We start from the raw sequence: 16,556 nt of genomic DNA on the forward strand, positions 1-16,556 counted from the left end.
GGCCGTCGCCGTCGCGGCGGCGCAGGGTGATGGTGGGCAGGGTGTGGCCGCCGCTGGTCTGGCCCGCGCCGATGGGGGTGAAGATCAGCGTCTTGTCCTTGATGGTGGCCACCGCGCCATAGTCCCGCCCCAGGCGGCGCAGGAAGGCGATGTCGCTTTCACGGCTCTGGCTGATCGAGGGGAGGGCGGTTGCGGCCAGGGCAGGCGCGATCCGCGCGATCAGGCCGTTGCGACCGGCGACCTCAGTCAGGACTGCGCCGAGTGTGGTGGCTTTCCAGCTTTGTTCGCGGCGGTTGCGGATGTCGCTGGTGAAGTCGGTCGCGCGGGCGCGGATGCGGATCTGATCGGGTGGGCCAGTGTGGGAGACGTCGTCCACCTTGTACCTGCCCTTGTCGACCAGGCCGATGGTGACGTCGCGCCCCTGTTTCCAGCCCAGCGCCAGGCGCAGGACGGCCCCTTCCTTCGGGATAGCCAAAAGCCCGTCGCTATCGTCCAGGATGATGTCGAGCTGGTCGGCTTCGTCGCCGCGCTTTTCAGACAGGGTGAGGCTGACAAGGCGGGGGCGCATGGCGCCGGTCAGATCGCGGCCGTCCATGGTGACGCGCCAGTCGGCGATATTGTTGATGCCCCGGTTCATGCGGCAGGATCGCCATCGACCGGAGCGGTTTCATCGACGCGCAAGAGGTCGATCGCGAAGTCGATGCGCCGGGCGCGGCCATCGGCCATGAGGAAGGCATGGCGTTCGTCGATCCCCTCGATCACGAAATTGCCGAAGATCATGCCGGTGCCGTCGAGCAGCGGAAAAGCCTCCCCCGCGTCCGCCAGGGCGCGCAGTATGTCGATGGAGACGAGGCCATCGGCGATTTCGGTATAGACCGCGCCGGACAGGGCGATGGTTTCGGCCCCCGGCCCGATATATTGGGTGGCGTCGCGGGTGCCGACACGGCCCGATCGCGCATGAACCCATAGCGCCTTTCGCTGCAATTCGTCATGGGCGAGCGTCGGCGTTTCGAAGATGAACATGCCCAGCGCCATCAACATCAATCATCCCCTTCATCGCCGAAACCGCGTCCGCGCTTTTCCCTCTCGATCGCCTCGATCGCGTCCTTCACCGCCTGGGCGAAATCCCGCGGATCATGGCCGATGCCGTGGAAATGGAGTTCGTAGGTGGTGGGGGCGGCGCGGGCCGGGCTGGCCGCCGCCCTGGTCCCGCCCGCCTGCGCATCGATCGGCGCGGCGGCGATGGCCGGTGTGGCCGCGCCCAGCGCCATGGCGCGGCTGATGTCGGCCGCGAGCGTCTTGATACGGTCGATCGGCGCGCGTTGTTCCGCCTGAATGCCGCCGTCCAGCCCCTGCATCATATAGCCGCCGAACTGCTCAAAGACGCGGGAGGGGCTGTGTATGCCGAGCTTTTCCTTGAACCATCGGGCGGCCGACCCGGCAGCGTTGACGATGGTGGATTTAAGTGCGCCCAGCCTGTCGGTGATGCCGTTGATCAGGCCGGTGATGAGGTTGCGGCCGATGTCGAAGAGATTGATCGAGCGGAGATAGGCCAGCGCGGGCGTGAAGGCGCGTATCAGAAGCCCAAGCGGCGTGAAGTTCAGGAAGGCGGCGATCAGCGCCTGGATCGCGCCCCATGTGGTGGATTTGATGTCTTCCCACAGGTTGCCGAGCCATGCCGTGATGCCACCCCAATTGCTGTAGATGAGATAGGCGGCCCCGGCGAGCAGGGTGATGCCGAGCACCACGCCCGCGACGATGCCGATCAGCGGCAGCATGCCGATGCCGAGCAGGGTTGCGGCCCCGGCGAGCGCAGCAAAGGGGGCGACCAGCCCGGCGACGATGATAGCGCCGCCGCCCAGGACGACGAACAGAGCGGCCATGACGCCCAAGGCGACGGCGATCCCCTTGGTCAGGCCGGGATGGCGTTGGGCCAGGTCCGACAGGCGCGATGCCCAGCCCGATAGGCGTTCCGAGATGTTGCCGACCATCGGCAATAGTTGTTCGCCGATGGTGTCCTTGAGCAGTTTGGACTGGATCTGCAGGCGCTTCACCTTTTCCGCGCCATCGTTCATGCGATCGGCGAAGTCAGTGTTGACGGTGCCGTTCGCGGCCAGCGCGTCGGCGCGGATGGTGCGATATTCCTGAAAGGCGGACATGAGCGGGCGAAGCGCCTGTTGCACCTGCATATCGCCGAAGAGCGACGACAGCTTCGCCTGGTCGCCGCCCGTTGCCTGCTGCGTCAGGCGCACGATTTCCTCGATCGGGCTGCGGCCTTCCCTGGCGGCCTTCTTCATGGCGGCGGGGATGTCGATGCCGAACCTCGCGAAATTCTTGATGGTGTCGCCTGCGTTGATCTTGGACATGAGGTTTTGCAGGTTGTTCGCGGCGGTGGCGGAATCGCCCGCGCCCTTGCGCGTGATCTGTAGCGCGGCGGCAAGATCCGCGACGGCGGGCACGCCCTTCGATCCCAGGCTCTGCATCGACGCCGTCAGTTCGGGGAAATATTGCGCCATGTCCTTCACTTCGAACGCGCCGCTTTTGCCCGCCTGCGCCATGACATCGAGCGCCTTGCCGGTCTGGTCGATCGGCACTTTGAGATTGTCATGGGCGGCGAAGGTCGCGCGGCCGAGATCGTCAATCTCCGCCTTGTAGGCCGTCGCCGCACGGCCGATGGGCGTCATCATGTCGGTCGCCTGCCTGGCCCCCATGCCGAAGCCGGTGAGGGTGTCGACGCCCTTTTGCAGATCGGCCGGCATCTGATTGACGGCGAGGGCGGCGACGCGCAGATCCTTGCCCATCTGGCGACCCGCTTCGCGCGTCTGGTTCACCTTTTGGTTGATGTCCGTCATCGTCGATTCATAGTCGAGCGCACCCGACACCGCGTCCTGCAGCGGCGCGGCGACGACCATGCCGGTGCCAACGGCCGCCGCGCCACCGGCGGCCAGGCCGGTGGCCGTCCCCTGAATTTGCGAAAATTGATTGCGGGCCGTTGCCATGCGGCGGGCGCGGTCGGCGAGCTGGGTCAGGCGGCGTTCCTGTTCGCGCAGCGTGTCGTTGGTGGATGCGGCCTCGCCGCGCAGGCGCCGTTCATGGGAGGCGAGGTCGCGGGTGGATATGCCAGCGGCGGCCATGCGGGATCGCAGCGCCTGAAGCCTGGTCGATTGCTGGCCATGTTCATCGGTCAGGCGCGCCGATTCCCGGCGTGCCCGTTCGAATTCGGCGCGCAGTTTCTTGGTCGGGTTTTCGGTTTGTGCGAGCTGTCGGCCGAGCGCTGCAGTCTTAGCCTGCGCCTGTTCCATCCGCTGGGTGGTTTGGGCGAGGCCGGTCTTGAGCTGGCGGAATTCGCCAATGTCGGCCTGGGCGCGTTCGACCTCTTTCAATCGGTCGCGGGTGACGCGCAGCGCCTGGGCCAGGCGGCTCGATCCGCCAGCGGCTTCGCGCAGGGGGCGGGTCAGCCGATCGCCCGCATCAAGCAACAGGCGGATGCGAAGATTGCGGTCCATGGCGATGTCCTATTTGTCCGCGCCCGACCGTCGTGCCGCGCGGCCGCGCCATTGCATCAGTTCAGCAAGGCCCATGGGGTCCATGACCGGCGGTCCCCAATGGAAGATGACCGCAATATCGGCCATCGCATCGTCTACCCGTTCGGGGAGAGCGCCGCCTTCGCGCCCTTCGGCAGCAAAAAATCCATCACTTCGCTGCCCAATTGGGTGAAGTCGGACGGGTCCATGGCCATGATCTGCGCCTTGGTCAGGGTGGGAATGGTGATGCGGGGCAGAAGATTTTCGAGCGCCGCATAATCGAGATTGAGCAGGGCCGAGAGGCTGAGGCCGCGCAGTTCGCCCGCCTGGGGCTTGCGGATCTTCACCTGGTCGATGGTGATATCGCCAGTGATGATCGGGGCGTCGAGGGTGACGGTGGCCATTTGCGGGCCGGTGGGCTGGTCATTCATGGGAATTCTGCCTGTCTGAAGGGATGGCCCGGCCGATGGTGCGACCGGGCGGAGGATCAGAAGATGCCGATGGCGGCGCGACGCTCGGCCGAGCGATCGATGCCGTCGACGATTTCGATCCCGGCGAGCGGGTCGATCTCGATTTCGGTGCGGCCGTTCCAGACGAGCTTGTAATAAGCGAGCGCCGATTTGACCTTGAACTCGCCCGGTTCGCCGGGCTTTTGTTCGCCCATCTCGATTTCTTCGTGGCGGCCGCGCACGATGATTTCGACGCTGTCCACATTGCCAGTGTCATCCTGCTGATAGGCACCGGCAAAGCGGAGGTAGACGCCTGCGACGGTGGTGACGCCCCATTGGCGCAGTATGTCGCGCATGGGGCCGCCAAAGACCGCCTCCAATTCCATCGCCTCCATACCCATGTCCATCTTGACCGGGGCATTCATGCCAGCGCCGCGCCATTCCTCCATCTTGCGGGTGAGGGTGGGCAGGGTCACGGATCCGGCTTCGCCCAAATAGGCGAGGCCTTCGTTGAACAGCATCATGTCCTTGAGGGTGCGGGGCAGTCCCATCGCAGGCTCCTATAATATGAGGAATAAGGGGAAGGCCGATCAGGCGGCTTCGGTCAGCTGGCTGGCGAAATCGGCGAAATAGACGTCGGTGATGCGCTGAATGAAGCCCAGGTCTTCGAGCGGCGGGGGCACGGTATAGTCATAGTCGATGCGCAGCTTGCCCGCCTTGAGGTCGATGACGCTGTTGTTCGCTTCATCGAACCAGGCGCGGGCACCCAGGATCACGCCGCCCGCCTTGAGCGTGGCGAAGAAGCCGTTGATGGTTTCGATGATGTCCTTGGCCAGGCTGCGCGTCAGCGGCTTGTCCAACGCCCAGACCATGCCGCGTGCGACGGTGTCGGCAATCAGCTGGGCCACGCGCACGGTGCTTTCGAAGGCGAACAGGGGATCGGCCGAGCAGGTGCGGTTGCCCCAGAAACGAAAGCCGTTGTCGGTGCGAATGAGGGCGGTCACGTCGGCCGCGTTGAGCAGGCCTGCATCGGTGTCCTGATCTTCAATATCCCAATAGATATCCTTGGTCAGGCCGACGACGCCCGACACGGCGACGTTGGACAGGGTCTTTTGCGGGCCGGTCTGTTCGTCGATCAGCGCGCGCAGGCCAAGCGCGCGGGCGGCGGCATAGCTAGTGACGTTGGCGCTGGCGGCGGTGTCGAATGCCATAAAGTCTGGCATCAACAGCATGAGTTCGCGTTCGGAGAAATTGGCGCGATAGGTGATGGCGGCCGCGACGGTTTCGCCCAGGGCGCGGGCATAGGCAAAGCCGCGCAGCTTCTTTGCGACGATGGCCAGGGCGGCGGTGACCGCCTGCGATTCCAGGCCCGGCGCGCCGATGATGCGAGGCCGTACGCCAAGCTGTGCCTGGGCCGCCAACAGCGCCTGCATGCCGGTGCGCTGGCCGGTGTCGGTGGTGGTGCCGATGATGTTGCTGGCGGTTTCGGCGGCGTCGTCGCCCTCCGCAACGCGCACAACGACAAGGATGGGGCGGGTCTGGTCAGCGATGGCGCGCAGGCAGTTGGCGAGCGTGCCGGTGATGCCCGCCCGCCCGATGGCGGTTTCGATGTCCGTGATGAGGGCAGGGCGATCGAGCGGGAAGGTGGTGGCATCGGCATCGGCCGCCGTGGCGACCAGGCCGATGACGGCCGTGGACAGCGCCACCAGCGTGCGCGTGCCGTTGGAAACTTCGGTAACGGTGATCCCATGTTTGAAGGTGGCGGTGGCCATGGTGGATCCTTTGACTAGAGGGGCAGGACGATGCGCGTGAGCGTGTCGGCGACGTTTGCAGGGCGATCGCGCCGTTCCGCCTCGATCAGGATGCTGGCGCTGGTGGGCTGTTCGCCCGCGACCAGGCCGACGCGGCGCAGACGAAGTCGGTTTTCCCAGCGTGCGAGCGCCAGCGCGGTCGCGGCGTAGATGCGCAGGATGTTGGCGGCGGTGCGTGGCTGGTCGACCAGGTCGGGCAATTGCGACCCGTAATCGCGGCGGCCGACGCGCGCGTTGAGTGGCGTTGAGAGGATGTCGGCGACGGATTGGCGGATATGGTCGACGCCATCGAGCGTCGCGCCAGTGGTGCGCGCCATGCCGGTCATTCGGGCTTGTCCGTCTTGGCCGCGCCCGCCTGCACCTTGCCATGCAGATGATCCTTGAGGCTGATGTCGGCGGCGAGAACGTCCTGCGACGCGGTGATGGTGCCAGTCACGTCGAGATTGCCGATGATCGACACGCCGCCGGACGCTTCGATGGCGGCGGTGCCGCCGTCAGGGAGGATGGCCGACAGGCGGTGGGTGGCATGGTCGTAGCTGATGATCGCGCCATCGGGATATTCGGTCACGATCCTGACCGGATCGAATGACGGGGGCGGGCAGGCGTCGGAATAGAGGCCGACCATGACGATGCCCGCCTCAATATCCCCTTCGGGCGACAGGAGCAGGCATTGTTCGCCGATGGTAGGCGGCGACCAGATGCGTGTCGCGCCCGCACGCTGGGCAATCCAGGGCAATTCGCCGGTCAGGATATCGCCGCTTTCGACGGTGCAGGTCGCATTGGCATGATCGACCGACGCAATGGTGCCGAGGCGCAGGACGTCGCCAGTCAATTGGTCGGGATTTCGCGCAAGTGCCATGCGCGGACCATGCCGCCGGACGCGGGAGGTGGCGCGGCCCGGCATGTGTAGAGGGTCGCTCTACACATGCCGGGCGGATCATGGGTTGGGCGTCAGGCGGCTTCGAGCGCGAGCAGGCGGGCGTCCTGCACCGCGATGAGGAACAAGGCGAGCTGATCGGGTCGAATGCCGTATCGGTCCCCCGCCGCACGGGCGGGGCGGACGATCCGCATCTCGCCGGTCGGTTCCTCGACCATCATGGGTTCGGTGGTTTCGACCTGGCGATAGATGGGTTCGCCATCGTCATCGGTGCCGATCTGTTCGTAGACGGTACAGGGTTGCTGCCGTTCGATGAAGCGGGTGACCGGCTCGGTTTCCTCCGCCTCCGCCGCCCAGCTGTCATGGCAGCACCAGGCGTAGCGATGCCAGTCCAGCCCTTCATCTTCCAGGATCGCGAAGACCCGTTGGGCGCGGGGGCCGAAATGCCAGCGCGCGCCGTCTTCGCCCTTGTCCGCGATCGATGTCAGCCATTGATAGTGGCCGAGTTCGGCAAGGATGCGGCGACCCGCGCGCAATTCGGCGTCGGACATGGTGCCAAGCCAATGTTTTTCCCGTTCGTCGGACGTCTGGATTGCGCCGTTGACGGCATAGACCTCCGTCGCGCGGAAGGCGGCGGTGCCGATGCTGAAAGCATTGTCGGTCGTGTAGCGCATCATCGCGCCAAGCTGGACCATATCGCCGCGAATGAAGAAGCGCACGGTCCCATTGACCTGCGCGGACCAGCCGAAGTCGGTGCCGCTGGCCCCGGTGGCGCGCGCGCCGACCTTCACGACTTCGCCGGGGGTGCCGCTGGTGTCGGCCGTCAGGTAACGCTGGCCGCCCAGCATGACATCATCGCCCGTCCAGCCGCCGTCATTCTTCGTGCTGTTGTAGAGATCAAAAAGCTGGTTCGTGCCGTCATATTGTTGAGGCACGGTATAGCGCACCGTCGCCGCGCCGACGCGAAATTGCGGGGCGGCCGATCCTGTGAACTGCACCGCCCAGTCAAAGGAGGAGCCATTCACGCCAGTCGAGCGCGCGCCGACCCGCATCTGTTCGCCGGGGGCGCCGCTTTCATCCCCCTTGGTAAATATCTGGCCGCCGATCCAGTTGGCGTCAGGGCTGTTCCAGGCCGCGTCGTTGGCGGTGCTGACATGGTGCAACCATGCACCGCGCCAGGCGGTGATCGACGTCATGCGAGCGAACATCGCCGATGCTGCAGGGGTGTAGAGCGCGGTCGTGTCGGAGACATTGGCGTCCCCGTCGGCGGTGGTGCCGTAATGGATGCCGACGATATTATTGTAGAGCAGCGCGCCATCGGTGATGCCGAGGCCGTTGTCATTGGCCGCGACAAAGAGGCCGCTATAGCTGCCGCCGCGCCCCTTGATATCGATGCCGATATTGCAGCCGCGCGATTTGAGGTTGGTTCCCGACACGCCCCGGCAAGCATTGGAAATGCTGATGCCCATCGCGTCGTTCGCCGCGCCACGGCAATTGATGGCGGTGATGTTGGTCAGGTTGACGTTGCGGGGCACGCTATCGCCGCTGTCATGCACGCGCAGGCCATAGAAGCAGTTGATGGCGGTGACGTTGGAGACCGAGATGTCCGGGCAATTGACCTGCACGCCCACGATCCGACGCAGCGTGTTCGATCCCGCATTGTCGGGTTTGGTCGACCAGACATAGACGCCATCGACCGTCGATCCGCGTGCGTCCTCGCGGTGCTGGCTATTGACCTTGGCCCGAAGGCGGACGCAGCAATTGCCATAGCTGTTTTCGTGGCTATCCAGCCCCATGGCGAAGATGTCGCGGACGATGCATTTGCCGCCGACATCGACGACCGCCTGGTTGGCATTGTTGGCGCTGTTGTCGGCCTCGCCGGGCAGGCCGAGGAAATATTTGCCGCAGCCGTCGGATATAATCCGGCTGATGATCAGATTTTTGTCGTAATTCGGTATCGAATACCATTTCACGTCGATGCAATCGCCGCCGATATCCTCGAAAATGATGCTGTCGATCAGCGCGCTTTTGACGCCCACATTCTGCACGCCGATGCCATAGTGGCCCGTCCGCATGATCTTCACATCATGCACGTCGATGGTCAGGCCAACGGTATCGCCGCCTTCATAGATGATGCCTTCGCCGCGGACGGAGCCGGTGTCGGCGTCGGTCGGCCCATGCAGGATGGGGATGCAATTGGCCCGGTTTCCATCGATCGTCAGATGCCTGATCGACGTCGAACCGGCGCGAACGCGCAGCACGCAACGCCAATCCTGGGCTGCGTTGCGCAATATGGTCTTGCCGATGCCCGCGCCGAGCAGCACCGCCCCGTCTGGGACGATCAGGCCGCCATGCGCCCACTGTCCCGGCGACCAGCTTTCGCGCGCGCCCTTATAGCCGTCGATCATATAGATCGCGGCCAGACATTGCAGCGAGACGCCCGCCGCAGCGCTGTAGTCCAGTCCATTTTGCAGCGCATAGGTGTCCGCCATCATATGGGCGGCATTGCCATTGCCGATCGCACCGAACATTTCGGGCGTCGGGGTCCGTTCGGCCAGCGTCCAGCGCGCACCATCCTGCGAGGTCAGGTCGCCGGGCAAGATCGATTCGCCAACGCCTGCCCGGCGATAGATCGCCCCGCCTGCCCGGATGTTGAGGACCGTGTAGAAGGCGGTCGCAATGCGCGACACAGTGACAGGCACCGTGACCGAGGCGAGGCCTGTGGCCGCGCCGACCGGGTAGCCGATCAGGCTTTGCTGCGCGAGGACGCCACCCTGCTTCTGGATTTCATGACCGATCGATACAGCGGGAAAGGTCGCAGCCGGATTGAACGGGATGATCTCCGCGCCGTTCGCACGAATGCTTTGCCCCGCACCCGTGTAATCGCCGGTCAGATCTTCGAGTAGTGCAGCGACGCTCTGTGCGATTCCCATGAACATCTCCCTTTACGCGCCGATGCCAACGCCGACCGTCTCGCCGAGCCAGGCAAGGATGGCCGCGCGCCGCGCCTCATGGATGCTGCCGCCCAAGAATCCCGACGACACCACGGCGGGGCCGAATTGCGCGTCAAAGCCCCAGCTCGCCTCACCGCCGAAAAAGTTGGTCTGCGCCTCACCTTTGTGAAGAATGGGCAGGGGCAAGGCTTTTTCCGGCGTGACGGCGTTCACGCCGATCGCCGCCGCCATTGTTTCTGCATCAAATGTAGCCCAGGCGACATAATCGGTGGATGGCGCGATTTCCGTTGTCGCGTTTAACGGAAATGATCCGCCATGCAGCAGAGACAATTTGGACCCGATCGTCCCGAACAACATCCGGTCGCCCGCCTGGGTTGCCGACGATATGATGGCGTTGGTGGTCGAAAAATCGGTACCTGTGCGGAATGCGGCCGCCACGAAATAGCTGGACGGCAATTGGTAATCGACCCGCATATGGCCACCAGCATCATTGCCCTGCACCCCAAGACGACCGTTGAGGGCGGTCAAGGTTGGCAGCGTCCCACCCCGCGCGGTGACCAATCGGCCGCCCCTGCGATCGCGCAGGTTGAGTAGATTTTTATATTCTGTCGCGACCTCCATAGGATCGACGAGAATATCGAAGTCGCCCGCCGCCAAAGCGCGCTGCTCGAAAGAAGACATGGAGCGAGAAAAGACGGATGATGAGGAGCGCGCCAGCCGAACATCCGATGTAATGACGGTCATGCAGAAACTCCTATTTTCTGGCTGATGAGGTAATTGTGGAGAGGGAAGCCGGTGAAGGGACAGCACTCCGGGTCGTTGTCGCGGATACAGGTGCGCAGGCCGGTGGTCGGCCCCTGCGCCGGGGCGGAGCTTGCCCAGGTCGCCCAATAGGCCGCACCGACTTCCGGGGACGACCCGGTCGGAATGGCGCTAAGCCAGAGACATAGCTGATTGCGGCCAACGACTTCGACCGAAACGATGGTCGCCGAATTTGCGCTGTCCCGGTAGGCGAAGCCGAATTGGCCAGGGTCGCTTACCAGGCGGGTGTCGATCGTGATCGCGCCGCCGCGATCGATCATCCCACCGGCAATGGTGACGATGATCTTGCGGCCAGAGTGTTGCGCGGCTGCCATATGCAGCGGCTTCCAGCTCCAACCCTCATAAAGGTGGCGGCGCGTCGCCTTGGCCGCATAGGCGTCGATCCTCGCATAGCCGCGCGAGGTCATATGATAGATATCGATATATTCGCCCAGATATTGGGGGCAGCACAGGATAGCGCGCGGATCGGTCAGGCCGACGATCCCCTGCGCATCGCCCGGCCCGAAAATCGTATAGACGCCGCCAACCAAAATCGTGTGGTTGATCTGCTGCATGGTCAGGATCGGCGGGACCGACTGACCTGTGATTGCCGGGATGTCGGTCTGGATAGCGCTGATCGCCTGATCGAGCATATCCGCATAGCCCGCAGCATTGGTCGATGCGTTGGATTCACCATGGCGCCAATGCACGGCGGGGACGGTAAAGGACTTTGACGCAGCGTCGGCCAGCACCTTGCCCCGCTCGACCCCATAAAGCAGATTATCCCAAATGAGCGTTCCGGGGCCGATCTCGTCAAAGGGCGCGCCGCCATCGCCCGAAGACGTGACCAATATCTGCGCGCGCCGGGCGCGCTTCATGGCGAAGCCGAAGGCCGTGCGCCCCGTATCACCGCGCGTCCCTGCGAACACTTCAGACGCCGGAGTGAACGACAGGAAATTGGCCGGATTATAAGCCGCGTCTCCGAATGCGGCGCGGACCCCGCCATTGAACATCAGGACGTTCGGGTCGGGCGGAAATGGCGCGGTAACGGGATAGGCCACATTGGACGAACCGCCAGCGAGGCTCTGGCCATGGACCGCATAATGCTCGATGCTTGTGGCGCTCACGCCCTCATCCAGCACGGCGCGAACCGAAGCGATGACGCCATCATCGCGCGCATATTTGATCAGGCCGGGCGCGATAAAGCGCGGCGCGTGGCAATGGACCGGCGCGGATGTCAGGCGAAACACAGCCGTCCCAGTCGCGACATGGACTTGCGCGATCGGCCCACCGCCATCATCCACGTCTTTGACAAACGCGACGGGCGATGATCCCGACGCGGGGTCCATAAGCGCACCATCCGGCCCGACGATAGCCACCACGTCCGCGCCCGCCATTACCGAAAATCTTGCACCCGCTATCGACGTTTCGGGCCGGTCCCATAGGTCGCCGGGGACGCGCAGTCGGCCCTCTCGGTAATCATACCACTCCAGCACTTCGCCATCTCGGTCGCGGCGAATGATGGCTTTGCCGTCGCTGACGGTCACCGGCTCCGGGTTCGGCCCGGAGACGAACTCCTGTGCGCCGATGCGGCCGAACATGTCGACCCAAAGCAGTGAATCGCCATTCTGATCAACGATCGGGAAGACGCCGTTGCGCATGTAGGTGCGGGCTGGTGGGGGCGCGAGTGAATCGCCCAGCGCATTGCCCTGAACCTCCACCTCATTGGCGACCAGCTGGATGATCGCGCCGATGCCGCTGACCACGCCGTCGATCAGTGCGCCGACCATCGCGCCCAGGCGGCCGCGCTGGACGATGCCACCCGTTTCGATGATCACATTTTCGTCGCCGGTCAGGCCCGTGCGTTCCGGCAGGTTCGGGATTTTCGGCATCAGGCGTCCTTTGGCCAGGCGTCGTGCGCGGCGATGTCCAGCGCGGCGAGTTGGTCGGCGCTGGCGCTGGCGATCTGCTGTTCGATCAGGGCGGAGGCGGCGCGGATCGCATCGATCGCGGCGAAGCGGGCGTCGGCATCGGGTCCGGGCGCGCGCATGTCGTTCATCTGCCGCCAGAGCGGCGATATGGTAGCGATCCGCCGGGCGGCTTCGCGCTTCACCTGCTGCAACATCCGGGCACGCACGTCGTCGACCAGCTGGCGTCGGATGCGTGGCTTGCCGGTGGGGGCCGCCTCGATCACCGCGCCCTCGGCCTGGGCGGCGAGCAGCTTGCGATGGCGCGCGGGTGCGATGCGTAACGCATCGGCCGGGATGTCGGTGTGGATCGCGCTGTCGAAAAATCCGTGCGCTGTGGCGGAATAATAGATCGCCATGATCAGATCCCGATTGCGAGGTAGGCCATGCCGACGGTGGTGTCGTCGGCGGAGAAGACGGCGAACCCGCTGCGGGTGATGCCGGAGGTGACGAGGACGGGCGGATTGTCCTGGCTATCCGCACCACCGGCTGCGCCGCCGCAGGGCGTGACGGCGAAACATTCGGTCGGGAAGGCGACCGGAAAGAGCGTGTTCGTGGTGGTGTTGGCCGGGGCCGAGAAGCGCCCCCATTGCAGGATCAGGCCGCCGGTGCCGGGCAGATAGGCATAGCCATTTTGGCCAAGGCTGCGCGCGAGGCCCGACAGGGCGGCAGGCGTGATCGCCTTGTCCGTCGCGGATCCTGCAGCCACGTCGGCCGACGATGCGGCATCGACGGTGAGCGTGCGGCTGAGTGCGAGATTGCCGCCGCCCTTCACCAGGCCGCCGCCGCTGAATGCGATCGCGCTGCGCAAGGCAAACAAGGCCGCTGGCGTAATCGCCCTGTCCGTGGCGGTGCCAGCGATCGTTTCACCACCCGTCGCCGCCGGGACGTCGATCGTGCGGCCTTCGGTCAGTTCGCCGCCGCCCGTAGCCAGGCCGCTGACGCCGATCGACAGGGCGGCCTGCACCGCGCGCAAGGTCGCCGGTGTGAGCGCCTTGTCCGTTACCGTCCCGGCAATGGCTTCCGCGCCTGTCGCCGCCGGGACGGTGATCGTGCGGCCTTCGGTCAGATCGCCGCCGCCTGTGGCCAGGCCACTGACGCCGATCGACAGCGCCGCTTGCACCGCGCGCAAGGCCGCCGGTGTGAGCGCCTTGTCGGTCGCGGTCCCGGTAATGGCCTCCGCGCCCGTCGCTGCCGGGACGCCGATCGTGCGGCCTTCGGTCAGATCGCCGCCGCCGGTGGCCAGGCCACTGACGCCAATGGACAGCGCCGCCTGCACCGCGCGCAAGGCCGCCGGGGTGAGCGCCTTGTCGGTTGCCGTCCCCGCAATGGCTTCCGCGCCCGACGCGGCAGGGACGTCCAATGTCCGGGATTGGGTAAGGTCGCCGCCGCCTGCGACCAGTCCGGTCCCGGTGATGGTGCGGGCCGTCAAGGACTGGAGGATCAGGTCGAACGCGTCCGCCAACGCGGTCAGGTCTTCATCTGTCGCTTGGGTCAGCGCCGTTAGCCGCCGTTGCAGCTTGCGCGGCGATATGATGGTCTGGTCGTCGGTCCCGCCATCGGCTTCGGCGTTGGTCGCGATGCGCGCCATTCCGGCGCGCGTCTCGGTCGCCGGGGGCAGCAGGAAAATGGCATCGCCAAAGCTGATATTACCGGTGCCATTGGCGAAGGCGACGTCGAGCGCGAGCAGGAAGCTGGCGATCGACACTTTCGTGAAGATCGGGGTGGGCTGCGCATAGACGGCAAACAGCGTGCCATCATCGAGATAGAGGGCGAGGCCGCGCAGATCGTAAATGTCGGTCGTCCCATCGACGGCCGTCATGTGGATGATGGTTTCGCTCACCACGTCGCCGGAGAAGCTGGCCGACAAGCGCTTGAATTCACCGGGCAGGGCGTCGATCGTCGGGGCAACCACGAAGGCGCTCTGGGTCAGGCCGACCTGAGTGATGACGATGGGATGCGCGGCATCGGCGGCCAGGAAGGCGGCAAGACCGGCCTGGGTGACCATCATGGTGACGGGATCGCTCATGCAACCTCCAGCCAGGCGCCAGCGCCGTCGATGATCGGCTCGCCAGTCTCGGTTTGCAGATAATTGTCCCAGGCCGGATCGGTCGCGGCGGTGACATTGGCGGCGGCAGTGACGCGGGACAGGCCCGCGAGGTTAGCGGCGGCGATGAGCGCGACCTGCGCGCGCGCGCGCAATTTGAACACGGCCAGCATATGAGCGCGCACCGGCTTGACCTGGGCGATGTCGCGCAGGATCTGCGCCACCATATTCTCGTCATAGAGGACGCGACTGTCGGCCAGCAGCGGCAGTTCGAGGCGGAAGGTGAAGGGATCGAGCGTGTCGCGATCTTCGAACCATTCCACCAGGCGGATGAGCGGGTCGAAGCGATCCAGAACGGTGCGCAGGGAAACCGGCGTGCCCTTGCGCCGTTGAAAGGCAATGGCGTCGGCGATGGCCGCGCGTTTTTGCGGATCGGTCCAGTTCGCGTCCCACAGGTCGATCGATACGCCCCAGCCCAACCAGGGCAGCAAATCGTAAGGGCAGTCCTGCGGCGACCAAAGCGCGCGGATCAGCACATCGATATCGAGAAGACCGGCGGCGACCTGTTCCAAGGCCTTTTCCAGGCTGGTCGATCCGGTCGGCAGGACGGAGGGATAGGTCATTCGCCCACCCCCGCCGCGACGATCGCGATGTCGGTGCAGCGCGGTGCCTGCTGACGGGTGATGATCAGGTCCGCCGCTGGTTCGAGCAGGGTGACGTTCTGGACGCCTTCGACATGGAGGGCCGCGAATATGCCGGAGCGAGTGACGTCGCGGCCGAGCCGGTGGCAGGCGGCGACATAGGCGTCGATGCGTGCGCGGGCGGCGGCCAGGACGACCGTGGCGTCCGGGCCGCTGAAGGTCGTGAGCTGCGCCAGGACGCGATAATCGACGATCGTCGCGGACTGGACGGTCACGGCGTCGGTCAAGGGGCGGCGCGTTGCGGCGGTGAGATAGGCGGCGGTTTTGGCCACCAGGGCAGGCGAGGCGGCCCCGGTGCCGGTGCGCGACAGGATGGAGACCAGGACTTCGCCGGGCGACGGGCTGCTGGCGCTGGCATCGAGGATGTCGGCGTCGGCCGAGAGGGCGTGGAAGATATAGGCGCCCTCCGGCCCGGCAACCGAATAGCCCTCTGGCGCGAGGACCATGCGGCGGCGAAAATCGGCGTCGCTTTCCATCATGGCGGGCACGCCCTGGGCCGGGTTTGCCGGTTCCAGGGTGAAGCGGGTGATGCCGAAAAGGGCGGCGATGTTATCGAGATCGCCGCCGGTGGCGAAGGCAGGCATGACGGCGCGGGCGGCTTCGTTGACGCGCTGTCGCAGGAGCAGGGCGAAGTAGGAAAAGGCCTGGAGCAGCTTCGTCGCGGGATCGCTATCCCGACTTTCGAAGTCGGGCATCAAGGCCTTCATGCGCGCGATGGCGTCGGCCAGGATGGTATCGAAGTCGAGCGGCTCAACGATATCCGGGGCGGGGAGGCGCGAAAGATCGACGGCGGCGAGGGGGGCATCGGTCATGCGGCCATGTCGGCCGCAGAGCGGGGCGGGCGCTACGGCGTCCATGTGTAGAGGGGGGCTCTACACATGTCCCCACTCAGGGGAGGTTCATAGAGTGCTTGTAAAGCCTACATCCTAATGCGTCTTGATGACCAAAAGGCACATTAGGTTAGAGGTTCGAATATTACCCCGAAACTCCAGTCGCAAAGCGCGTTATAGCTTGGCTATCTAAAATGAGGTTATATCATGCAAATGTCTCAATCTGTTAGGATTGCAGCAATTTCGCTCATCATGGTGCCTTCTTCCAGCGTGGCAGAGACACTGAAAACAATCGATTTCGATTCGAAGCAGGTTGCCGGAAATAATGGTCGTGCGATTTTGGATAGTGCCGGTACAATTGTCTTACGGGCAACTATAGATAGGGGAACTAGGGCTCTAAAAGCCCCAGAGGTCGTCAAGCATGGCTGTTTGTCCAAACCTGGTTGCCTCAAAGTTTCAATGGATGAAACATCGGCTAGCGCTGCGAAGAACAAAATTATGTTCGCAATTTGGGGTCATGATCAGAAATCAAAGTTTGTTGTTGCCCCCTAAAGGCCGGACAGTTCCTCACGGGTTGAACGTTCGATAAACTCTC

Annotated in this window: 17 protein-coding genes; 1 reads left to right on the forward strand and 16 read right to left on the reverse strand. The window is 64.6% G+C overall.

Annotation, left to right across the window (positions count from 1 at the left end):
- The 16 genes from IL54_RS06505 to IL54_RS06570 form a co-directional block, all read right to left on the reverse strand.
- Positions 1 to 637 (reverse strand): contractile injection system protein, VgrG/Pvc8 family (locus IL54_RS06505; protein ID WP_272945502.1); only part of this gene is annotated, 637 nt, incomplete at its 3' end.
- Positions 634 to 1,041, reverse strand: a complete 408-nt coding sequence (locus tag IL54_RS06510; RefSeq protein WP_037474148.1) for a phage tail protein — start codon at positions 1,039 to 1,041, stop codon at positions 634 to 636. The genes IL54_RS06510 and IL54_RS06505, both read right to left, overlap by 4 nt.
- Positions 1,041 to 3,506 (reverse strand): phage tail tape measure protein, encoded by a 2,466-nt coding sequence (locus IL54_RS06515; RefSeq protein WP_037474149.1) that lies wholly within the window; start codon positions 3,504 to 3,506, stop codon positions 1,041 to 1,043. The genes IL54_RS06510 and IL54_RS06515 overlap by 1 nt, the downstream gene beginning before the upstream one ends.
- A 9-nt stretch (positions 3,507 to 3,515) precedes the next feature.
- Complete coding sequence (locus IL54_RS22770; protein WP_076605466.1) at positions 3,516 to 3,632, reverse strand: GpE family phage tail protein; 117 nt, start codon at positions 3,630 to 3,632, stop codon at positions 3,516 to 3,518.
- Positions 3,633 to 3,640: 8 nt separating this feature from the next.
- A complete protein-coding gene (locus tag IL54_RS06520) occupies positions 3,641 to 3,955 on the reverse strand; it encodes a phage tail assembly protein (RefSeq protein ID WP_037474152.1) in 315 nt (104 codons plus the stop codon).
- Between the two features lie 56 nt (positions 3,956 to 4,011).
- Entirely contained in the window at positions 4,012 to 4,524 is a 513-nt protein-coding gene (locus IL54_RS06525) for a phage major tail tube protein (protein ID WP_037474154.1), read from the reverse strand.
- Positions 4,525 to 4,563: 39 nt separating this feature from the next.
- On the reverse strand, positions 4,564 to 5,745 hold the full coding sequence (locus IL54_RS06530) for a phage tail sheath subtilisin-like domain-containing protein (protein ID WP_037474156.1): 1,182 nt from the start codon (positions 5,743 to 5,745) through the stop codon (positions 4,564 to 4,566).
- A gap of 14 nt (positions 5,746 to 5,759) precedes the next feature.
- Positions 5,760 to 6,110: a GPW/gp25 family protein gene (locus IL54_RS06535; protein ID WP_037474158.1), complete on the reverse strand. Its 351-nt coding sequence runs from the start codon at positions 6,108 to 6,110 to the stop codon at positions 5,760 to 5,762.
- Positions 6,107 to 6,643 (reverse strand): phage baseplate assembly protein V, encoded by a 537-nt coding sequence (locus IL54_RS06540; RefSeq protein WP_052027761.1) that lies wholly within the window; start codon positions 6,641 to 6,643, stop codon positions 6,107 to 6,109. Before IL54_RS06540 ends, IL54_RS06535 begins: the two co-directional genes overlap by 4 nt.
- Positions 6,644 to 6,735: 92 nt before the next feature.
- Positions 6,736 to 9,594 carry a tail fiber domain-containing protein gene (locus IL54_RS06545; protein ID WP_156106141.1) on the reverse strand — a complete coding sequence of 953 codons (2,859 nt, stop codon included), beginning with the start codon at positions 9,592 to 9,594 and terminating at the stop codon, positions 6,736 to 6,738.
- 12 nt (positions 9,595 to 9,606) lie between these two features.
- Positions 9,607 to 10,359, reverse strand: coding sequence for a hypothetical protein (locus IL54_RS06550; protein ID WP_156106143.1), 753 nt, complete (start codon positions 10,357 to 10,359; stop codon positions 9,607 to 9,609).
- Positions 10,356 to 12,308: a hypothetical protein gene (locus IL54_RS22155; RefSeq protein ID WP_052027578.1), complete on the reverse strand. Its 1,953-nt coding sequence runs from the start codon at positions 12,306 to 12,308 to the stop codon at positions 10,356 to 10,358. The genes IL54_RS06550 and IL54_RS22155 overlap by 4 nt, the downstream gene beginning before the upstream one ends.
- A complete protein-coding gene (locus IL54_RS22160) occupies positions 12,308 to 12,742 on the reverse strand; it encodes a hypothetical protein (protein WP_052027579.1) in 435 nt (144 codons plus the stop codon). The genes IL54_RS22155 and IL54_RS22160 overlap by 1 nt, the downstream gene beginning before the upstream one ends.
- Before the next feature lie 2 nt (positions 12,743 to 12,744).
- Positions 12,745 to 14,412, reverse strand: a complete 1,668-nt coding sequence (locus IL54_RS22165) for a gp53-like domain-containing protein (protein ID WP_052027580.1) — start codon at positions 14,410 to 14,412, stop codon at positions 12,745 to 12,747.
- On the reverse strand, positions 14,409 to 15,053 hold the full coding sequence (locus tag IL54_RS06565; RefSeq protein ID WP_037474167.1) for a phage tail protein I: 645 nt from the start codon (positions 15,051 to 15,053) through the stop codon (positions 14,409 to 14,411). Before IL54_RS06565 ends, IL54_RS22165 begins: the two co-directional genes overlap by 4 nt.
- A complete protein-coding gene (locus IL54_RS06570) occupies positions 15,050 to 15,943 on the reverse strand; it encodes a baseplate assembly protein (protein ID WP_037477985.1) in 894 nt (297 codons plus the stop codon). The genes IL54_RS06565 and IL54_RS06570 overlap by 4 nt, the downstream gene beginning before the upstream one ends.
- A 225-nt stretch (positions 15,944 to 16,168) precedes the next feature.
- Here IL54_RS06570 and IL54_RS23995 point away from each other — a divergent pair, with 225 nt between their 5' ends.
- The gene (locus IL54_RS23995) at positions 16,169 to 16,513 is read left to right on the forward strand and encodes a hypothetical protein (RefSeq protein WP_156106145.1); all 345 of its coding nucleotides are present in this window, start codon (positions 16,169 to 16,171) and stop codon (positions 16,511 to 16,513) included.
- Positions 16,514 to 16,556: the final 43 nt, after the last annotated feature.

This window comes from Sphingobium sp. ba1 (assembly GCF_000743655.1).
Taxonomy (GTDB): Bacteria; Pseudomonadota; Alphaproteobacteria; order Sphingomonadales; family Sphingomonadaceae; genus Sphingobium.

Excerpts from the sequence above, each read along its gene's own strand:
- IL54_RS06570 (WP_037477985.1), bottom strand. The coding sequence starts at position 15,943 with ATGACCGATGCCCCCCTCGCCGCCGTCGATCTTTCGCGCCTCCCCGCC.
- IL54_RS23995 (WP_156106145.1), top strand. The coding sequence starts at position 16,169 with ATGCAAATGTCTCAATCTGTTAGGATTGCAGCAATTTCGCTCATCATG.
- IL54_RS22770 (WP_076605466.1), bottom strand. The coding sequence starts at position 3,632 with ATGGCCGATATTGCGGTCATCTTCCATTGGGGACCGCCGGTCATGGAC.
- IL54_RS06525 (WP_037474154.1), bottom strand. The coding sequence starts at position 4,524 with ATGGGACTGCCCCGCACCCTCAAGGACATGATGCTGTTCAACGAAGGC.
- IL54_RS06530 (WP_037474156.1), bottom strand. The coding sequence starts at position 5,745 with ATGGCCACCGCCACCTTCAAACATGGGATCACCGTTACCGAAGTTTCC.
- IL54_RS06565 (WP_037474167.1), bottom strand. The coding sequence starts at position 15,053 with ATGACCTATCCCTCCGTCCTGCCGACCGGATCGACCAGCCTGGAAAAG.
- IL54_RS22160 (WP_052027579.1), bottom strand. The coding sequence starts at position 12,742 with ATGGCGATCTATTATTCCGCCACAGCGCACGGATTTTTCGACAGCGCG.
- IL54_RS06510 (WP_037474148.1), bottom strand. The coding sequence starts at position 1,041 with ATGTTGATGGCGCTGGGCATGTTCATCTTCGAAACGCCGACGCTCGCC.
- IL54_RS06550 (WP_156106143.1), bottom strand. The coding sequence starts at position 10,359 with ATGACCGTCATTACATCGGATGTTCGGCTGGCGCGCTCCTCATCATCC.
- IL54_RS22165 (WP_052027580.1), bottom strand. The coding sequence starts at position 14,412 with ATGAGCGATCCCGTCACCATGATGGTCACCCAGGCCGGTCTTGCCGCC.
- IL54_RS22155 (WP_052027578.1), bottom strand. The coding sequence starts at position 12,308 with ATGCCGAAAATCCCGAACCTGCCGGAACGCACGGGCCTGACCGGCGAC.
- IL54_RS06520 (WP_037474152.1), bottom strand. The coding sequence starts at position 3,955 with ATGAATGACCAGCCCACCGGCCCGCAAATGGCCACCGTCACCCTCGAC.
- IL54_RS06535 (WP_037474158.1), bottom strand. The coding sequence starts at position 6,110 with ATGACCGGCATGGCGCGCACCACTGGCGCGACGCTCGATGGCGTCGAC.
- IL54_RS06545 (WP_156106141.1), bottom strand. The coding sequence starts at position 9,594 with ATGGGAATCGCACAGAGCGTCGCTGCACTACTCGAAGATCTGACCGGC.
- IL54_RS06540 (WP_052027761.1), bottom strand. The coding sequence starts at position 6,643 with ATGGCACTTGCGCGAAATCCCGACCAATTGACTGGCGACGTCCTGCGC.
- IL54_RS06515 (WP_037474149.1), bottom strand. The coding sequence starts at position 3,506 with ATGGACCGCAATCTTCGCATCCGCCTGTTGCTTGATGCGGGCGATCGG.